Annotated in this window: 13 protein-coding genes, 2 tRNA genes and 1 pseudogene; 1 reads left to right on the top strand and 15 read right to left on the bottom strand. The window is 67.9% G+C overall.

All coding sequences use genetic code 11. The features are described from left to right. Positions 1-56: 56 nt before the first annotated feature. The 8 genes and pseudogenes from ACWGSM_RS01455 to ACWGSM_RS01490 form a co-directional block, all read right to left on the bottom strand. Positions 57-608: an NUDIX hydrolase gene (locus ACWGSM_RS01455; RefSeq protein WP_452321203.1), complete on the bottom strand. Its 552-nt coding sequence runs from the start codon at positions 606-608 to the stop codon at positions 57-59. Between the two features lie 5 nt (positions 609-613). Next, positions 614-1882 carry an ATP-dependent Clp protease ATP-binding subunit ClpX gene (gene clpX, locus ACWGSM_RS01460; RefSeq protein WP_452321204.1) on the bottom strand — a complete coding sequence of 423 codons (1269 nt, stop codon included), beginning with the start codon at positions 1880-1882 and terminating at the stop codon, positions 614-616. Between the two features lie 112 nt (positions 1883-1994). Further along, complete coding sequence (deoC, locus tag ACWGSM_RS01465; protein WP_452321205.1) at positions 1995-2657, bottom strand: deoxyribose-phosphate aldolase; 663 nt, start codon at positions 2655-2657, stop codon at positions 1995-1997. A 144-nt stretch (positions 2658-2801) separates the two neighbouring features. Then, positions 2802-3443, bottom strand: coding sequence for an ATP-dependent Clp protease proteolytic subunit (locus ACWGSM_RS01470; protein ID WP_452321206.1), 642 nt, complete (start codon positions 3441-3443; stop codon positions 2802-2804). A gap of 15 nt (positions 3444-3458) precedes the next feature. Beyond that, positions 3459-4061 (bottom strand): annotated as a pseudogene (locus ACWGSM_RS01475) (ATP-dependent Clp protease proteolytic subunit); the annotation flags it as partial. Between the two features lie 89 nt (positions 4062-4150). Then, a complete protein-coding gene (locus tag ACWGSM_RS01480) occupies positions 4151-4654 on the bottom strand; it encodes a tetratricopeptide repeat protein (protein WP_452321207.1) in 504 nt (167 codons plus the stop codon). Positions 4655-4721: 67 nt separating this feature from the next. Next, complete coding sequence (gene tig, locus ACWGSM_RS01485; protein ID WP_452321208.1) at positions 4722-6221, bottom strand: trigger factor; 1500 nt, start codon at positions 6219-6221, stop codon at positions 4722-4724. A 58-nt stretch (positions 6222-6279) separates the two neighbouring features. Then, a tRNA-Pro gene (locus tag ACWGSM_RS01490) sits at positions 6280-6356 on the bottom strand. Positions 6357-6484: 128 nt separating this feature from the next. Between ACWGSM_RS01490 and ACWGSM_RS01495 the strand changes: the two genes are divergently transcribed. Further along, positions 6485-6555, top strand: a tRNA-Gly gene (locus tag ACWGSM_RS01495). A gap of 148 nt (positions 6556-6703) precedes the next feature. On the opposite strand, the gene ACWGSM_RS01500 is transcribed toward ACWGSM_RS01495, so the two are convergent. From ACWGSM_RS01500 to whiA, 7 genes are all read right to left on the bottom strand, one after another. Continuing rightward, a complete protein-coding gene (locus tag ACWGSM_RS01500; RefSeq protein WP_313356094.1) occupies positions 6704-7060 on the bottom strand; it encodes an RNA polymerase-binding protein RbpA in 357 nt (118 codons plus the stop codon). Beyond that, a complete protein-coding gene (secG, locus tag ACWGSM_RS01505; RefSeq protein WP_071643096.1) occupies positions 7060-7308 on the bottom strand; it encodes a preprotein translocase subunit SecG in 249 nt (82 codons plus the stop codon). Before secG ends, ACWGSM_RS01500 begins: the two co-directional genes overlap by 1 nt. Before the next feature lie 80 nt (positions 7309-7388). Continuing rightward, positions 7389-8201 (bottom strand): triose-phosphate isomerase, encoded by an 813-nt coding sequence (gene tpiA / locus ACWGSM_RS01510; RefSeq protein ID WP_452321209.1) that lies wholly within the window; start codon positions 8199-8201, stop codon positions 7389-7391. Further along, a complete protein-coding gene (locus tag ACWGSM_RS01515; protein ID WP_452321210.1) occupies positions 8192-9406 on the bottom strand; it encodes a phosphoglycerate kinase in 1215 nt (404 codons plus the stop codon). The genes tpiA and ACWGSM_RS01515 overlap by 10 nt, the downstream gene beginning before the upstream one ends. Before the next feature lie 3 nt (positions 9407-9409). After that, positions 9410-10420 (bottom strand): type I glyceraldehyde-3-phosphate dehydrogenase, encoded by a 1011-nt coding sequence (gene gap, locus ACWGSM_RS01520; RefSeq protein ID WP_452321211.1) that lies wholly within the window; start codon positions 10418-10420, stop codon positions 9410-9412. Positions 10421-10520: 100 nt separating this feature from the next. After that, on the bottom strand, positions 10521-11147 hold the full coding sequence (locus ACWGSM_RS01525) for a superoxide dismutase (RefSeq protein ID WP_452321212.1): 627 nt from the start codon (positions 11145-11147) through the stop codon (positions 10521-10523). A 145-nt stretch (positions 11148-11292) separates the two neighbouring features. After that, positions 11293-12285, bottom strand: a complete 993-nt coding sequence (gene whiA, locus ACWGSM_RS01530; RefSeq protein ID WP_452321213.1) for a DNA-binding protein WhiA — start codon at positions 12283-12285, stop codon at positions 11293-11295. Positions 12286-12329: the final 44 nt, after the last annotated feature.

Here is a 12329-nt window from a genome sequence, read left to right on the forward strand (position 1 = left end):
TCGGCTCCGGCTGCGGCCGCACTTCGGAAAGATGCACGACCCCGGCGATGCCCTGCTCAGTCGGCTGCAGCCCCGTGCAGCCGCGGCATCGCCTTCATCCAGGTGAGCAGGTGGTAGCTCTGCTCGAGTCGATCGCCGAGGGAGTCGACCGGCTCCAGGTGCACGGTGATGATCTCGCTGTCGTCGAGCGACTGCGCGGCGACCCGGCGGCAGCCCCGCGCGAGGAAGTGGTGCGACCGGTTGGTGTGGTTTCCCCAGTTCGCCCAGGTCGAGCCGAGGTCGATCATCTCGCCGGCGACATAGCCCGTCTCTTCCCGCAGTTCGCGCAGCGCGGCATCCCTGGGGCTCTCCCCCTCGTCGACCGCGCCGCCTACCAGTCCGATCGCGACGATGCCGGCACCGTGACGGTACTCCTCGACCACGATCGCCTGACCGGACTCGTCGACGGCGAGAACGGTGATCCAGTCGGCCGGGTTCAGGACGTAGTAGGGCGCGATGGTGCGGCCTCGACCGTCCACGCACGTGTCGGCGCGCAGGTCGATCCAGCGATCTTTGACGATCTGCGTGCCGTCGGCGACGCGCCAGGCCTGCGGGTGCTCGTCTGTCACGCCGCTCAGGCGCTCTTGCGCTTGCGCGAGAGGACGACCGTCGGAGGGGCGCCGTCCTCGACCGCGGCCTTCGTGACCACGACCTTCGACACATCCTCCGCCGACGGGATCTCGAACATGATCGGGCCGAGCACGTCTTCGAGGATCGCACGGAGGCCGCGCGCGCCGGTCTTGCGCAGCACGGCGAGGTCGGCGATGGAACGCAGTGCGTCGTCCTCGAACTCCAGCTGCACGCCGTCGATGTCGAACATGCGCTGATACTGCTTCACGAGCGCGTTGCGCGGCCCGGTGAGGATGTCGACCAGGGCATCCTGATCGAGCGGCGACACCGAGGTGACGACCGGCAGACGGCCGATGAACTCGGGGATGAGCCCGAACTTGTGCAGGTCCTCGGGCAGCACCTCGCTGAACAGGTCGAGGTCCTTGCCCTTGTCGTGCAGCGGAGCGCCGAAGCCGACGCCGTGCTTGCCGACGCGGGCCGAGATGATCTCCTCCAGCCCGGCGAAGGCGCCGGCGACGATGAACAGCACGTTCGTCGTGTCGATCTGCAGGAACTCCTGGTGCGGGTGCTTGCGCCCGCCCTGCGGCGGAACCGAGGCGACCGTGCCCTCGAGGATCTTCAGCAGCGCCTGCTGCACGCCCTCACCCGAGACGTCGCGGGTGATCGAGGGGTTCTCGGCCTTGCGGGCGATCTTGTCGATCTCGTCGATGTAGATGATGCCCGTCTCGGCGCGCTTGGTGTCGTAGTCGGCCGCCTGCAGCAGCTTGAGCAGGATGTTCTCGACATCCTCGCCGACGTAGCCGGCCTCGGTGAGAGCCGTCGCATCGGCGACCGCGAACGGCACGTTCAGGCGCTTGGCGAGCGTCTGCGCGAGATACGTCTTGCCGCAGCCGGTCGGGCCGAGCATGAGGATGTTGCTCTTCGCGACCTCGACCTCCTCCGCCTTCTGCTCGGCGGACTGGATCGTGCCCCGGGCACGCACGCGCTTGTAGTGGTTGTACACGGCAACGGCGAGCGAGCGCTTCGCCGGCTCCTGGCCCACCACGTACTCCTCGAGGAACGAGAAGATCTCTCGGGGCTTCGGCAGCTCGAAGTCGGCCACCGGGCCGGTGCCGGCCTCGGCCATGCGCTCTTCGATGATCTCGTTGCACAGCTCGACGCACTCGTCGCAGATGTAGACACCGGGACCGGCGATGAGCTGCTGCACCTGCTTCTGGCTCTTGCCGCAGAAAGAGCATTTGAACAGATCAGCGCTTTCACCGATGCGTGCCATGCGCGTCCTCCTCGAGCATTCGGCCAGGCAGGGTCCTGATGCCGTCAATCGAGCCTAACCGCACGCACCGACACAGGGCCGCATTGGAGCGCGCCGTTCGCTCGCGTGCTGCTCAGTAGCCCTCTGCGGCCTTCGCGCCGTCGAGGATGGCGCGTGATGACGACAGTCCCAGCCGTGTCGCGCCCGCCTCGATCATCGCGTCGGCGTCGGCTGCGGTGCGGATGCCTCCTGAGGCCTTGACCTCGAGCCTGTCGCCGACCGTCTGCTTCATGAGGGCCACGGCGTGCACAGTGGCACCACCGGCAGGATGGAAGCCGGTGGACGTCTTCACGAAGTCGGCGCCCGCGCTCTCCGCCGCACGGCACACGGCCACGATGGCCTCGTCGGTCAGCGCGGCCGACTCGATGATCACCTTGAGCACGACGGGTCGCGGGGCGGCGTCGCGCACGGCGCGGATGTCTGCCTCGACGTCGGCGTAGCGCCCTTCGACAGCCGCGCCGATGTCGATGACCATGTCGAGCTCATCAGCACCCTGCTCCACCGCGAGAGCCGCTTCGGCCGCCTTGATCGACGAGTGATGCTTGCCGCTGGGGAAGCCGACCACGACCGCGAGCTTCAACTCGCCGCGCAGGTCGACGGGCAGAGCCGATGGTGACAGGCACACACTGTAGGTTCCGAGGTCGGCGGCCTCCGCGATCGCGGCGACGATGTCGGCGCTCGTCGCCTCGGGCTTGAGCAGTGTGTGATCGATGTGCCGGGCGAGCGATGCGGTCACGAAGGCCTCCAGGTGGGGAATGGTGGGAACTCCAGCGTACTCGCGGCCGCTGGCGGTGCGAGCAGCGCGCAGGGCTCGATGAGCGTTCCGCGCACGAAAGAACGGCCCGGACGAGTGTCCGGGCCGCTCTTTCGTCGAGGGGCGTCAGGCGCGCTTGCGCGAGGTGAGCACCTGATCGACGATGCCGTACTCGAGCGCCTCGCTCGCCGACAGGATCTTGTCGCGGTCGATGTCGCGGTTGACCTGCTCGACCGCCTTGCCGGTGTGGTGAGCCATGGTCTCCTCGAGCCAGGTGCGCATGCGCAGGATCTCGGCTGCCTGGATCTCGATGTCGGATGCCTGGCCGTGGCCGGCCTCGCCCATCGCCGGCTGGTGCATGAGCACGCGGGCGTTGGGCAGGGCAAGTCGCTTGCCCGGGGTTCCCGCGGCGAGCAGAACGGATGCCGCGGAGGCGGCCTGTCCGAGGACGACCGTCTGGATGTGCGGCGCGACGTACTGCATGGTGTCGTAGATCGCCGTCATCGCCGTGAACGATCCGCCGGGCGAGTTGATGTACATGGTGATGTCGCGCTCGGCGTCCTGGCTCTCGAGCACGAGCAGCTGTGCCATGACGTCGTCGGCCGAGGCGTCGTCGACCTGCACGCCGAGGAAGATCACGCGGTCTTCGAACAGCTTGTTGTACGGGTCCTGGCGCTTGAAGCCGTAGGCCGTGCGCTCTTCGAACTGGGGCAGCACGTAGCGGCTGGAGGGCAGGTTTCCGGCAGCGCGGAAGGTGGGGGTGTGCATGTGTGTGTGCCTTCCTTACTGGTCTGCGCCGGTGCCGCCGCCGCCGGTGACGTCGCTGGCGTGCTCGCGGATGTGGTCGACGAAGCCGTACTCGAGGGCCTCGTCGGCGGTGAACCAGCGGTCCCGATCGCCGTCCTCGTTGATCTGCTCGACCGTCTTGCCGGTCTGACCCGCCGTGATCTCGGCCAGGCGGCGCTTCATCGACAGGATCAGCTGCGCCTGGGTCTGGATGTCGCTCGCGGTTCCGCCGAAGCCGCCGTGCGGCTGGTGCAGAAGCACGCGGGCGTTGGGGGTGATGTAGCGCTTGCCCTTGGTGCCGCTGGTCAGCAGCAGCTGTCCCATCGAGGCCGCCATGCCGATGCCGACCGTGACGATGTCGTTGGGCACGAACTGCATGGTGTCGTAGATCGCCATGCCCGCGGTGATCGACCCACCGGGAGAGTTGATGTAGAGGTAGATGTCCTTCTCCGAGTCCTCGGCGGCGAGAAGGAGGATCTTCGCGCAGATCTCGTTCGCGTTCTCGTCGCGCACCTCAGAGCCCAGCCAGATGATGCGGTCCTTGAGCAGTCTGTCGAAGACGCTCGTCGCCATCAGGGGTTCAGCCATGTCAGCTCCTGTTTCCGTGTGTCGGTGGTTCGAATCTACCGGCGGCGGCGTGCGCCCCCGGCCGTGTTCGCCGTCGGCATATCAGCGTGGCGGGACGGCGCTCATGCCCTCGGCCCCTCGAGCAGCTCGGCGGCGTACCCGGTCACCGAACGCGTGTAGCGGTTCAGATGCGGGGCGAGGGCGGTCAGGGCGATGGATGCCCCGCGCGTCGCGTCACCCGCCGAGACCAGCGCGAGGGCGTAGAACGCCGCCGCCTCGTCGGCCAGCGCCTGTCCGCGCGTGCGCTCGTACTCGTCGGCCAGCAGCGCGAGCGACTCGTCGACTCTGCCGAGGTTGCGGATGGTGCTGGCGAGCTGGATGACCGCCTGCGTGCGCCGATCGGGATCCAGGCCGGCGTCGAGCGCGGCCCGATAGAGCGGCTCGGCCGCCTCCTCCTCCCCCGCGCTGTCGCGCGCACCGGCGCGTTCGAACAGTGCGACCGGATGCCCTGCGTCGAGCTCCGCGGCGATCTCGTCGATCCGGGCGATGCGCTCTCGGTCGTCCAGGGCGTCGTCGTCCCACACCGCGTCGACGCGCGACTGCCACTGGTCGGGCAGATGATCCATGTCGTCTCTCCTCATACGCCGAAGGGCGGATGCCGCAGCATCCGCCCTTCGTTCGATCATGCGATGATCACTCGGCCTTCTCGGCCTCGTCCTTCTTCGCAGCTGCCTTCTTGGCCGGAGCCTTCTTCGCGGGCTTCTCTGCGTCACCCTCGGCGTCGGCGTCCTTCTCGGCCGGAGCCTTCTTCTTCGCGGGAGCCTTCTTCTTCGCGGGAGCCTTCTTCTTCGCGGGCTTGTCCTCGACAGACTCAGCCTCAGCCTCAGCCTCAGCCGCAGCCGCGTCGTCGTCCTCGGCGTCGCCGATGAACTCCGACAGGTCGACCTTCTTGCCGTTGCTGTCGACGATGTTCACCTTGCCGAGGGTCGCCGCCAGCGCCTTGTTGCGGGCGACCTCGCCGACCAGGGCGGGCAGCTGGCCTGCGCCCTGCAGCGCCTCGACGAACTCCTGCGGAGCCATGCCGTACTGCGCGGCCGACTGGATGAGGTACTGGCTGAGCTCCTCCTGCGAGACCTGCACGTTCGCGTTCTCGGCGATCGTGTCGAGCAGCACCTGCGTGCGGAACTGCTTCTCGCTGGCCTCGGCGACCTCGGCACGGTGCTCGTCGTCCTCGAGGCGGTTCTCGTTCTCGAGGTGCGCGTGCACCTCGTCCTCGATGAGCTGCGCCGGAACGGGGATCTCGACCTGCTCGAGGAGCGTCTCGATGAGCTGGTCGCGAGCGGCGGCACCCTGGGTGAAGACGCCCTGCTGTGCGACGCGCTCGGCGAGGCTGTCGCGCAGCTCGGCGACCGTGTCGAACTCCGACGCCATCTGAGCGAAGTCGTCGTCGGCCTCGGGCAGCTCGCGCTCCTTGACAGCCTTGAGCGTGACCGACACCTCGGCCTGCTCGCCGGCGTGGTCGCCGCCCACGAGAGCAGAGCGGAACGTGGTCTCCTCGCCCGCGGTGAGCGAGTCGAGCGCCTCGTCGATGCCCTCCAGCAGCTCACCGGAGCCGATCTCGTACGACACGCCCTCGGCACGGTCGATCTCGGCGCCGTCGATGGTGGCGACGAGATCGAGTTCGACGAAGTCGCCGGTGGCGGCGGGACGATCGACGGGGATCAGGGTGCCGAAGCGCGCGCGCAGGCTGTCGAGCTCGGCGTCGATCGCGGCCTCGTCGGCCTCGACGGCGTCGACGGTGAGGGTGATCTCCGAGAGCTCGGGAAGCTCGATCTCGGGGCGCACATCGACCTCGATGTCGACGAGCAGGTCACCCGAGAAGTCCTTCTCGTTCGGCCACTGCGTGATGTCGGCGGCCGGACGGCCGACGATGCGGACGTTGTGCTCGGCCGCAGCCTCGCGGAAGAAGCCGTCCAGGGCCTCGTTCACGGCATGTTCGATGACGGCGCCGCGGCCGACGCGCTGGTCGATGATCGGAGCGGGAACCTTGCCCTTGCGGAAGCCGGGGATCTGCACATCCTGAGCGATGTGCTCGTAGGCGTGCGCGATGCTGGGCTTGAGGTCCTCAGGGGTGACCGTGATGGTGAGCTTGACCCGGGTCGGGGACAGCTTCTCGACGGTGCTGTTGGCCATGCTGATGTGTCTCCTTGTGGTTTCCGCGTTGACGACGCGGTCGTGAAGTCTTCGACCGTGGTCGGGGCGACAGGATTTGAACCTGCGACCTCCCGCTCCCAAAGCGGGCGCTCTACCAAGCTGAGCTACGCCCCGGCTTGAACCCGCGCACACGGGAACGGCCCTGACGAGTCTAACGGACGGAACACGTGGCTCCGTCCGCTATGCTTTACGAGGTGCTCCGCTCGGCGGGCGCCTGAGAGGCGAGACACCGCCGGAATTCCGGGGATGTAGCTTAATGGTAAAGCCTTAGTCTTCCAAACTAATGACGCGGGTTCGATTCCCGTCATCCCCTCTCCTGACGAAGGCCCCCACCTCACGGTGGGGGCCTTCTCGCATGCGCGGGCGGTCCCGGCATCCGGCTGCGACCGCCGGCCCGCGCAGAGCCCGTGACGCGAAGAACCCCCGGAGTCGGTGACTCCAGGGGTTCTGCACGTCGACTCTCAGTTGCCGCCGCGGCGCTCGCGCAGCTGCGTGAGGGCATCCTCGAGAAGCTGCTCGGCCTCTTCGTCGGTGCGGCGCTCCTTCACGTACGCGAGGTGCGTCTTGTACGGCTCCGGCTTGGCGAGCATCGGCGGGTTCTGCCGATCGCGCCCTGCGGGCAGGCCGCTCTGCGGGTGGTCGATGGTCTCGGGGATCTCCTCATCGGGAAGACCGGCCGCGAAGTAGCGGACGGTCTCATTGCCGAGTCCGTCCCAGTACGACACGGGGATGCGGTCGGCGTGGTAGCCGTGGTCCTGCTCGCCCATGGGACCCGAGCCGACACGTGTGCCGCGGATCGCGTTGCCTCCGGTAGCCATCAGATCACCTGGAACTTCGTGATGAGACCGAGCGCGACGATCGAGATGAACCAGATCAGGGCGAGCACGATCGTGAAACGGTTGAGGTTGCGCTCAGCGAGACCCGAGGAGCCGACCGCAGCCGACATCCCCCCGCCGAACATATCGGACAGGCCGCCACCGCGGCCCTTGTGGAGAAGAATGAGGAGCGTCAGCAGCACACTGGTCACGCCAGTGAGCACCTGCAGAACGAACTCGAGAACCTGCACGAGGAAAGCCTTTCGCCGGGGCCGGAATGCCCGTCTAGCGGTCAATTATAGGACGAGGCGCTCGCGCGCCCCGCCCCGACTCACACGCCGACGTGCTTCTGGAAGCGCACGATCGCCGCGAACTCGTCGACGACGAGGCTTGCGCCGCCCACCAGCGCACCATCCACGTCGGGCTCGCGCATGAAGCTGGCGATGTTGCTCGACTTGACCGATCCCCCGTAGAGCACGCGGGTACGAGCAGCCGCGTCTTCGTCGAGCACCGTGGCGAGCACGCCGCGCAGCGAAGCGCAGACGTCCTGCGCCTGAGCAGGGGTCGCCGCCTGACCTGAGCCGATCGCCCAGACCGGCTCGTACGCCACGACGATCTCCGCCGACGCGGGAACACCCTCGAGCGCCTTCTCGAGCTGGCCTGCCGGCACCGCGCTGGCACCGAACTTCTCGAGGTCCTCGGCGGTCTCGCCCACGCAGATCACCGGGACGAGGCCGTGCTTCAGCGCGGCCTTCACCTTCGCGTTCACGACCGAGTCGTCTTCGCGGTGGTGCTCGCGACGCTCGGAGTGACCGATGATCACGTAGCCGACGTTGAGCTTCGACAGGAATGCGCCCGACACCTCTCCGGTGTAGGCCCCCGAGTCGTGAGCCGAGAGGTCCTGCGCGCCGAGCGCGAACGGGATCTTGTCGGCGTCGATGAGCGTCTGCACGCTGCGGATGTCGGTGAACGGCGGGAACACCGCCACCTCTACGGAGTCGCCCTCGTGCCCGGCGTCCTTCAGCGTCCAGTGCAGCTTCTGCACGGTCGCGACCGCCTGCAGGTGATCGAGGTTCATCTTCCAGTTGCCCGCGATGAGCGGGGTGCGGCGGTTCTGCGCGCTGGTCACAGGGTTCACTCCCATCCGAGGACCGTGAGGCCCGGTAGCTTCTTGCCCTCGAGGAACTCGAGGCTGGCGCCTCCGCCCGTCGAGATGTGTCCGAACTGATCGTCCGAGAATCCGAGCTGACGCACGGCGGCCGCAGAATCCCCGCCGCCGACCACGCCGAGGCCGTCGATCTCGGTGAGCGCCTGCGCGACGGTCTTCGTCCCTGCCGCGAAGGCCGGGAACTCGAACACGCCCATCGGCCCGTTCCAGAAGACGGTCGCAGACGATCGCACCGCGTCGGCGAACGCGGCCGCGGTGTCGGGGCCGATGTCGAGCCCGATCCCGGATGCCCCGAACGAGCTCTGCTCGATGGCATCCGCCGCCACGATCTCGTGATCGGCGTCGGCGGCGAATCCGGAGGCGACCACGACGTCGGTCGGCAGCACGAGCTCGACGCCGCGCTCCTTCGCCTCGGCGATGTAGCCGCGCACAGTGTCGAGCTGTTCCTTCTCGAGCAGGCTGGCGGCCACAGAGTGGCCCTTCGCCGCGAGGAAGGTGAAGAGCATCCCGCCGCCGATGAGCAGCCGATCGACGCGCGGCAGCAGGTGCGAGATCACGCCGAGCTTGTCGCTCACCTTCGATCCGCCGAGCACGACCGTATACGGGCGCTCGGGGTTCTCGGTGAGCCGGTCGAGCACGTCCAGCTCGGCGGCGATCAGCAGTCCCGCGGCGGACGGCAGCAGCTCGGCCAGGTCGTAGACGCTGGCCTGCTTGCGGTGCACGACGCCGAACCCGTCTGAGACGAGAGCGTCGCCGAGCTCGGCGAGCTGCCCGGCGAACGCCGCGCGAGCCGCGTCGTCCTTCGCGGTCTCACCGGGGTTGAACCGCAGGTTCTCGAGGACGGCGATCGCGCCGTCCTCGAGACCTGCGACGATCTCGCGTGCGGAATCGCCCACGGTGTCCGTCGCGAAGGCGACGGGGGCGTCGAGCAGTTCCGACAGCCGCTGCGCGACCGGCTCGAGGCTGTACTGGGGGTCGGGAGCTCCGTCAGGCCGCCCCAGGTGCGAGCACACGATCACGCGTGCGCCGGCATCGGTGAGGGCGGTGAGGGTGGGCAGCGAGGCCCTGACGCGACCGTCATCGGTGATGACGCCGTCCTTCAGCGGGACGTTCAGGTCGCAGCGGACGATGACCCGTCTGCCCGCCAGGGACCCCAGTGACTCGAGAGTGCGCAGCGCCATGACTCAGAGACGCTCGGCGACGTACTCGGTGAGGTCGACGAGGCGGTTGGAGTAGCCCCACTCGTTGTCGTACCAGCTCGAGACCTTGACGAGGTTGCCGCTGACGTTGGTCAGCTCCGCGTCGAAGATCGACGAGTGCGGGTTCAGCTGGATGTCGCTCGAGACGATCGGGTCCTCGGTGTACTCCAGGATGCCCTGCAGGCGCCCCTCGGCTGCCGCCTCGCGGTACGCGGCGTTGATCTCGTCGACCGTCAGGCCGTCGCGCTCGGCGATGATCGTGAGGTCGACGATCGAGCCGGTGGGAACGGGCACGCGGTACGACGAGCCGCTGAGCTTGCCGTTGAGCTCGGGAAGCACGAGGCCGATGGCCTTGGCTGCACCGGTCGATGCGGGCACGATGTTGACCGCGGCGGCGCGGGCACGGCGCAGGTCGCTGTGCGGGCCGTCCTGCAGGTTCTGGTCTGCGGTGTAGGCGTGCGCGGTCATCATGAAGCCGCGCTCGATGCCGAACTTGTCGTTGAAGACCTTGGCGAGGGGCGCGAGGCAGTTCGTGGTGCACGAGGCGTTCGAGATGACGTTCATCGTGGCGGAGTCGTAGGTGTCCTCGTTCACGCCCATCACGAACGTGCCGTCGACATCGGTACCGGGCGCCGAGATGATGACCTTCTTGGCACCGCCGGCGATGTGCTTCGAGGCGTCGGCGGCCTTGGTGAACCGTCCGGTGGACTCGATGACGATGTCTACGCCGAGCTCCCCCCACGGCAGGGCTGCGGGGTCGCGCTCCTCGAACACCTTGATGTCCTTGCCGCCCACGGTGATGACGTCGCCCTTGTGGGTGACCTCGACGCCGAGCGGACCGCCGACCGAGTCGTACTTGAGCAGGTGCGCCAGTGCGGCGTTGTCCGTGAGGTCGTTGACCGCGACGATCTCGATGTCAGCGTTCTGTGCGAGCGCCGCACGAAGGAAGTTACGTCCGATACGACCGAAGCCGTTGATACCGATCTTGACAGACACGAAAGTCTCCTGGTTCTTACTCGGGGAAATGCGTAATTCTTACGGAATGCACGGACAACGGCGTCCTAATGGGCCGAGCGCCCATTAGGACGCCGGTCTTTCACGACAGTACCAGCAGACCGGAGGTCTTCTCGCGTGCGATCTCGAAGCGTGACGCCACGTTCTCCCAGTTCGCGATGTTCCACGCGGCCTTGATGTAGTCGGCCTTCACGTTGAGGTAGTCGAGGTAGAAGGCGTGCTCCCACATGTCGAGCTGGAACAGCGGGATGGTGCCCTGCGCGGTGTTGCCCTGCTGGTCGAACAGCTGCTGGATGATCAAGCGAGCACCGATCGGGTCCCAGCTGAGCACCGCCCAGCCCGAGCCCTGGATGCCGGCCGCGGCTGCGGCGAAGTGCGCCTGGAACTTCTCGAACGAGCCGAAGAACTCGTCGATCGCGGCCTTGAGCTCGCCTTCGGGCTGTCCGCCGCCCTCGGGCGAGAGGTTGGTCCAGAAGATCGAGTGGTTGACGTGACCGCCGAGGTTGAACGCGAGGTCCTTCTCGAACTTGTTCACGTTGGCGAGGTTGCCGCTCTCGCGGGCCTCGGCCAGGCCGTCGAGTGCCGCGTTGGCACCGGCGACGTATGCGGCGTGGTGCTTGTCATGGTGCAGTTCCATGATCTTGCCGCTGATGTGCGGTTCCAGTGCCGCGAAGTCATAGGGAAGGTCGGGGAGCGTGTAGGTCGCCATGTCGATTTCATCCAATCCGCGCCGCGCCACGGCGCTTGCCGATCCTCTGCGACGCCGAAGTGCCTCGCAGAGCAGACGTTTTTCATCCTACTGACGACAACGCCGCGGGCGGCCGGATGTTCCGAATGACGGACTCGCCGCGACCTCAGCCGTCGAGACCGGCAGGCACAGCAGCCTCTGTGCCGGGGATGCCCTCCTGCTGGGCGCGCTTGTCGGCCATGGCGAGCAGCCGTCGGATGCGGCCGGCCACGGCGTCCTTGGTCAGCGGCGGGTCAGCGTGATGCCCCAGCTCGTCGAGGCTCGCGTCGCGATGCGCGAGCCTGAGGCTTCCCGCGGTGCGCAGATGCTCGGGCACGTCGTCGCCCAGGATCTCGAGTGCGCGCTCGACGCGAGCGCATGCGGCCACGGCCGCCTGCGCCGATCGACGCAGGTTCGCGTCGTCGAAGTTGACGAGGCGGTTCACGCCCGCGCGCACCTCGCGGCGCTGGCGCATCTCCTCCCACGCGACGGCCGTGCGGCGGGCGCCCATCGCGGTGAGGATGGCACGGATCGCCTCGCCTTCACGCACGACCACGCGCGGCAGGCCGCGCACCTCGCGGGCCTTCGCCGCGACGCCGAGGCGATGCGCGGCGCCGACGAGCGCCATCGCGGCCTCGCCGGACGGGCACGAGATCTCGAGCATGGCCGATCGTCCGGGCTCGCTGAGGGATCCGGATGCCAGGAACGCCCCGCGCCAGATGCCGGCGAGCTCCTCGGGAGAGCCGGTGGTGAGACGGTTGGGCAGGCCGCGCACCGGCCGGCGTCGCGCGTCGAGCAGACCCGTCTGGCGTGCCAGGGTCTCCCCCGCCGCGATGACGCGAACCGCCCAGCGGGCGCCGCTCGTGGATCCACTCGTGCTCGCAACGCTGGCCTTGACCTGCGCGATCTCGGGACGCACACCATAGATCTCGGCGAGGTCGCGGCTGACACGACGCGCCAGCAGCTCGGCATCCACCTCGGCCTCGACCGCGACCCGACCGGCGATGGAGTGCAGACCGCCCGCGAAACGCAGGATGGTCGTCACCTCAGCGACGCGCACCGTCGGGGGTGCGTTGCGCACGCTGACGAGCTCGGCCTTGACGTCGGTGGTTAGTGCCACGGGACTCCTCATGATCCAGGCGTCGGATCGCGACGCAAGGGACT

The sequence above is a fragment of the Microbacterium sp. NPDC055521 genome, from assembly GCF_053619695.1.

What these genes read in the sequence shown, in the direction of transcription:
- ACWGSM_RS01470 (WP_452321206.1), bottom strand. Translation starts at nt 3,443, where the DNA reads ATGCACACCCCCACCTTCCGCGCTGCCGGAAACCTGCCCTCCAGCCGC.
- tig (WP_452321208.1), bottom strand. Translation starts at nt 6,221, where the DNA reads ATGGCCAACAGCACCGTCGAGAAGCTGTCCCCGACCCGGGTCAAGCTC.
- clpX (WP_452321204.1), bottom strand. Translation starts at nt 1,882, where the DNA reads ATGGCACGCATCGGTGAAAGCGCTGATCTGTTCAAATGCTCTTTCTGC.
- ACWGSM_RS01480 (WP_452321207.1), bottom strand. Translation starts at nt 4,654, where the DNA reads ATGGATCATCTGCCCGACCAGTGGCAGTCGCGCGTCGACGCGGTGTGG.
- ACWGSM_RS01515 (WP_452321210.1), bottom strand. Translation starts at nt 9,406, where the DNA reads ATGGCGCTGCGCACTCTCGAGTCACTGGGGTCCCTGGCGGGCAGACGG.
- ACWGSM_RS01525 (WP_452321212.1), bottom strand. Translation starts at nt 11,147, where the DNA reads ATGGCGACCTACACGCTCCCCGACCTTCCCTATGACTTCGCGGCACTG.
- ACWGSM_RS01500 (WP_313356094.1), bottom strand. Translation starts at nt 7,060, where the DNA reads ATGGCTACCGGAGGCAACGCGATCCGCGGCACACGTGTCGGCTCGGGT.
- tpiA (WP_452321209.1), bottom strand. Translation starts at nt 8,201, where the DNA reads ATGGGAGTGAACCCTGTGACCAGCGCGCAGAACCGCCGCACCCCGCTC.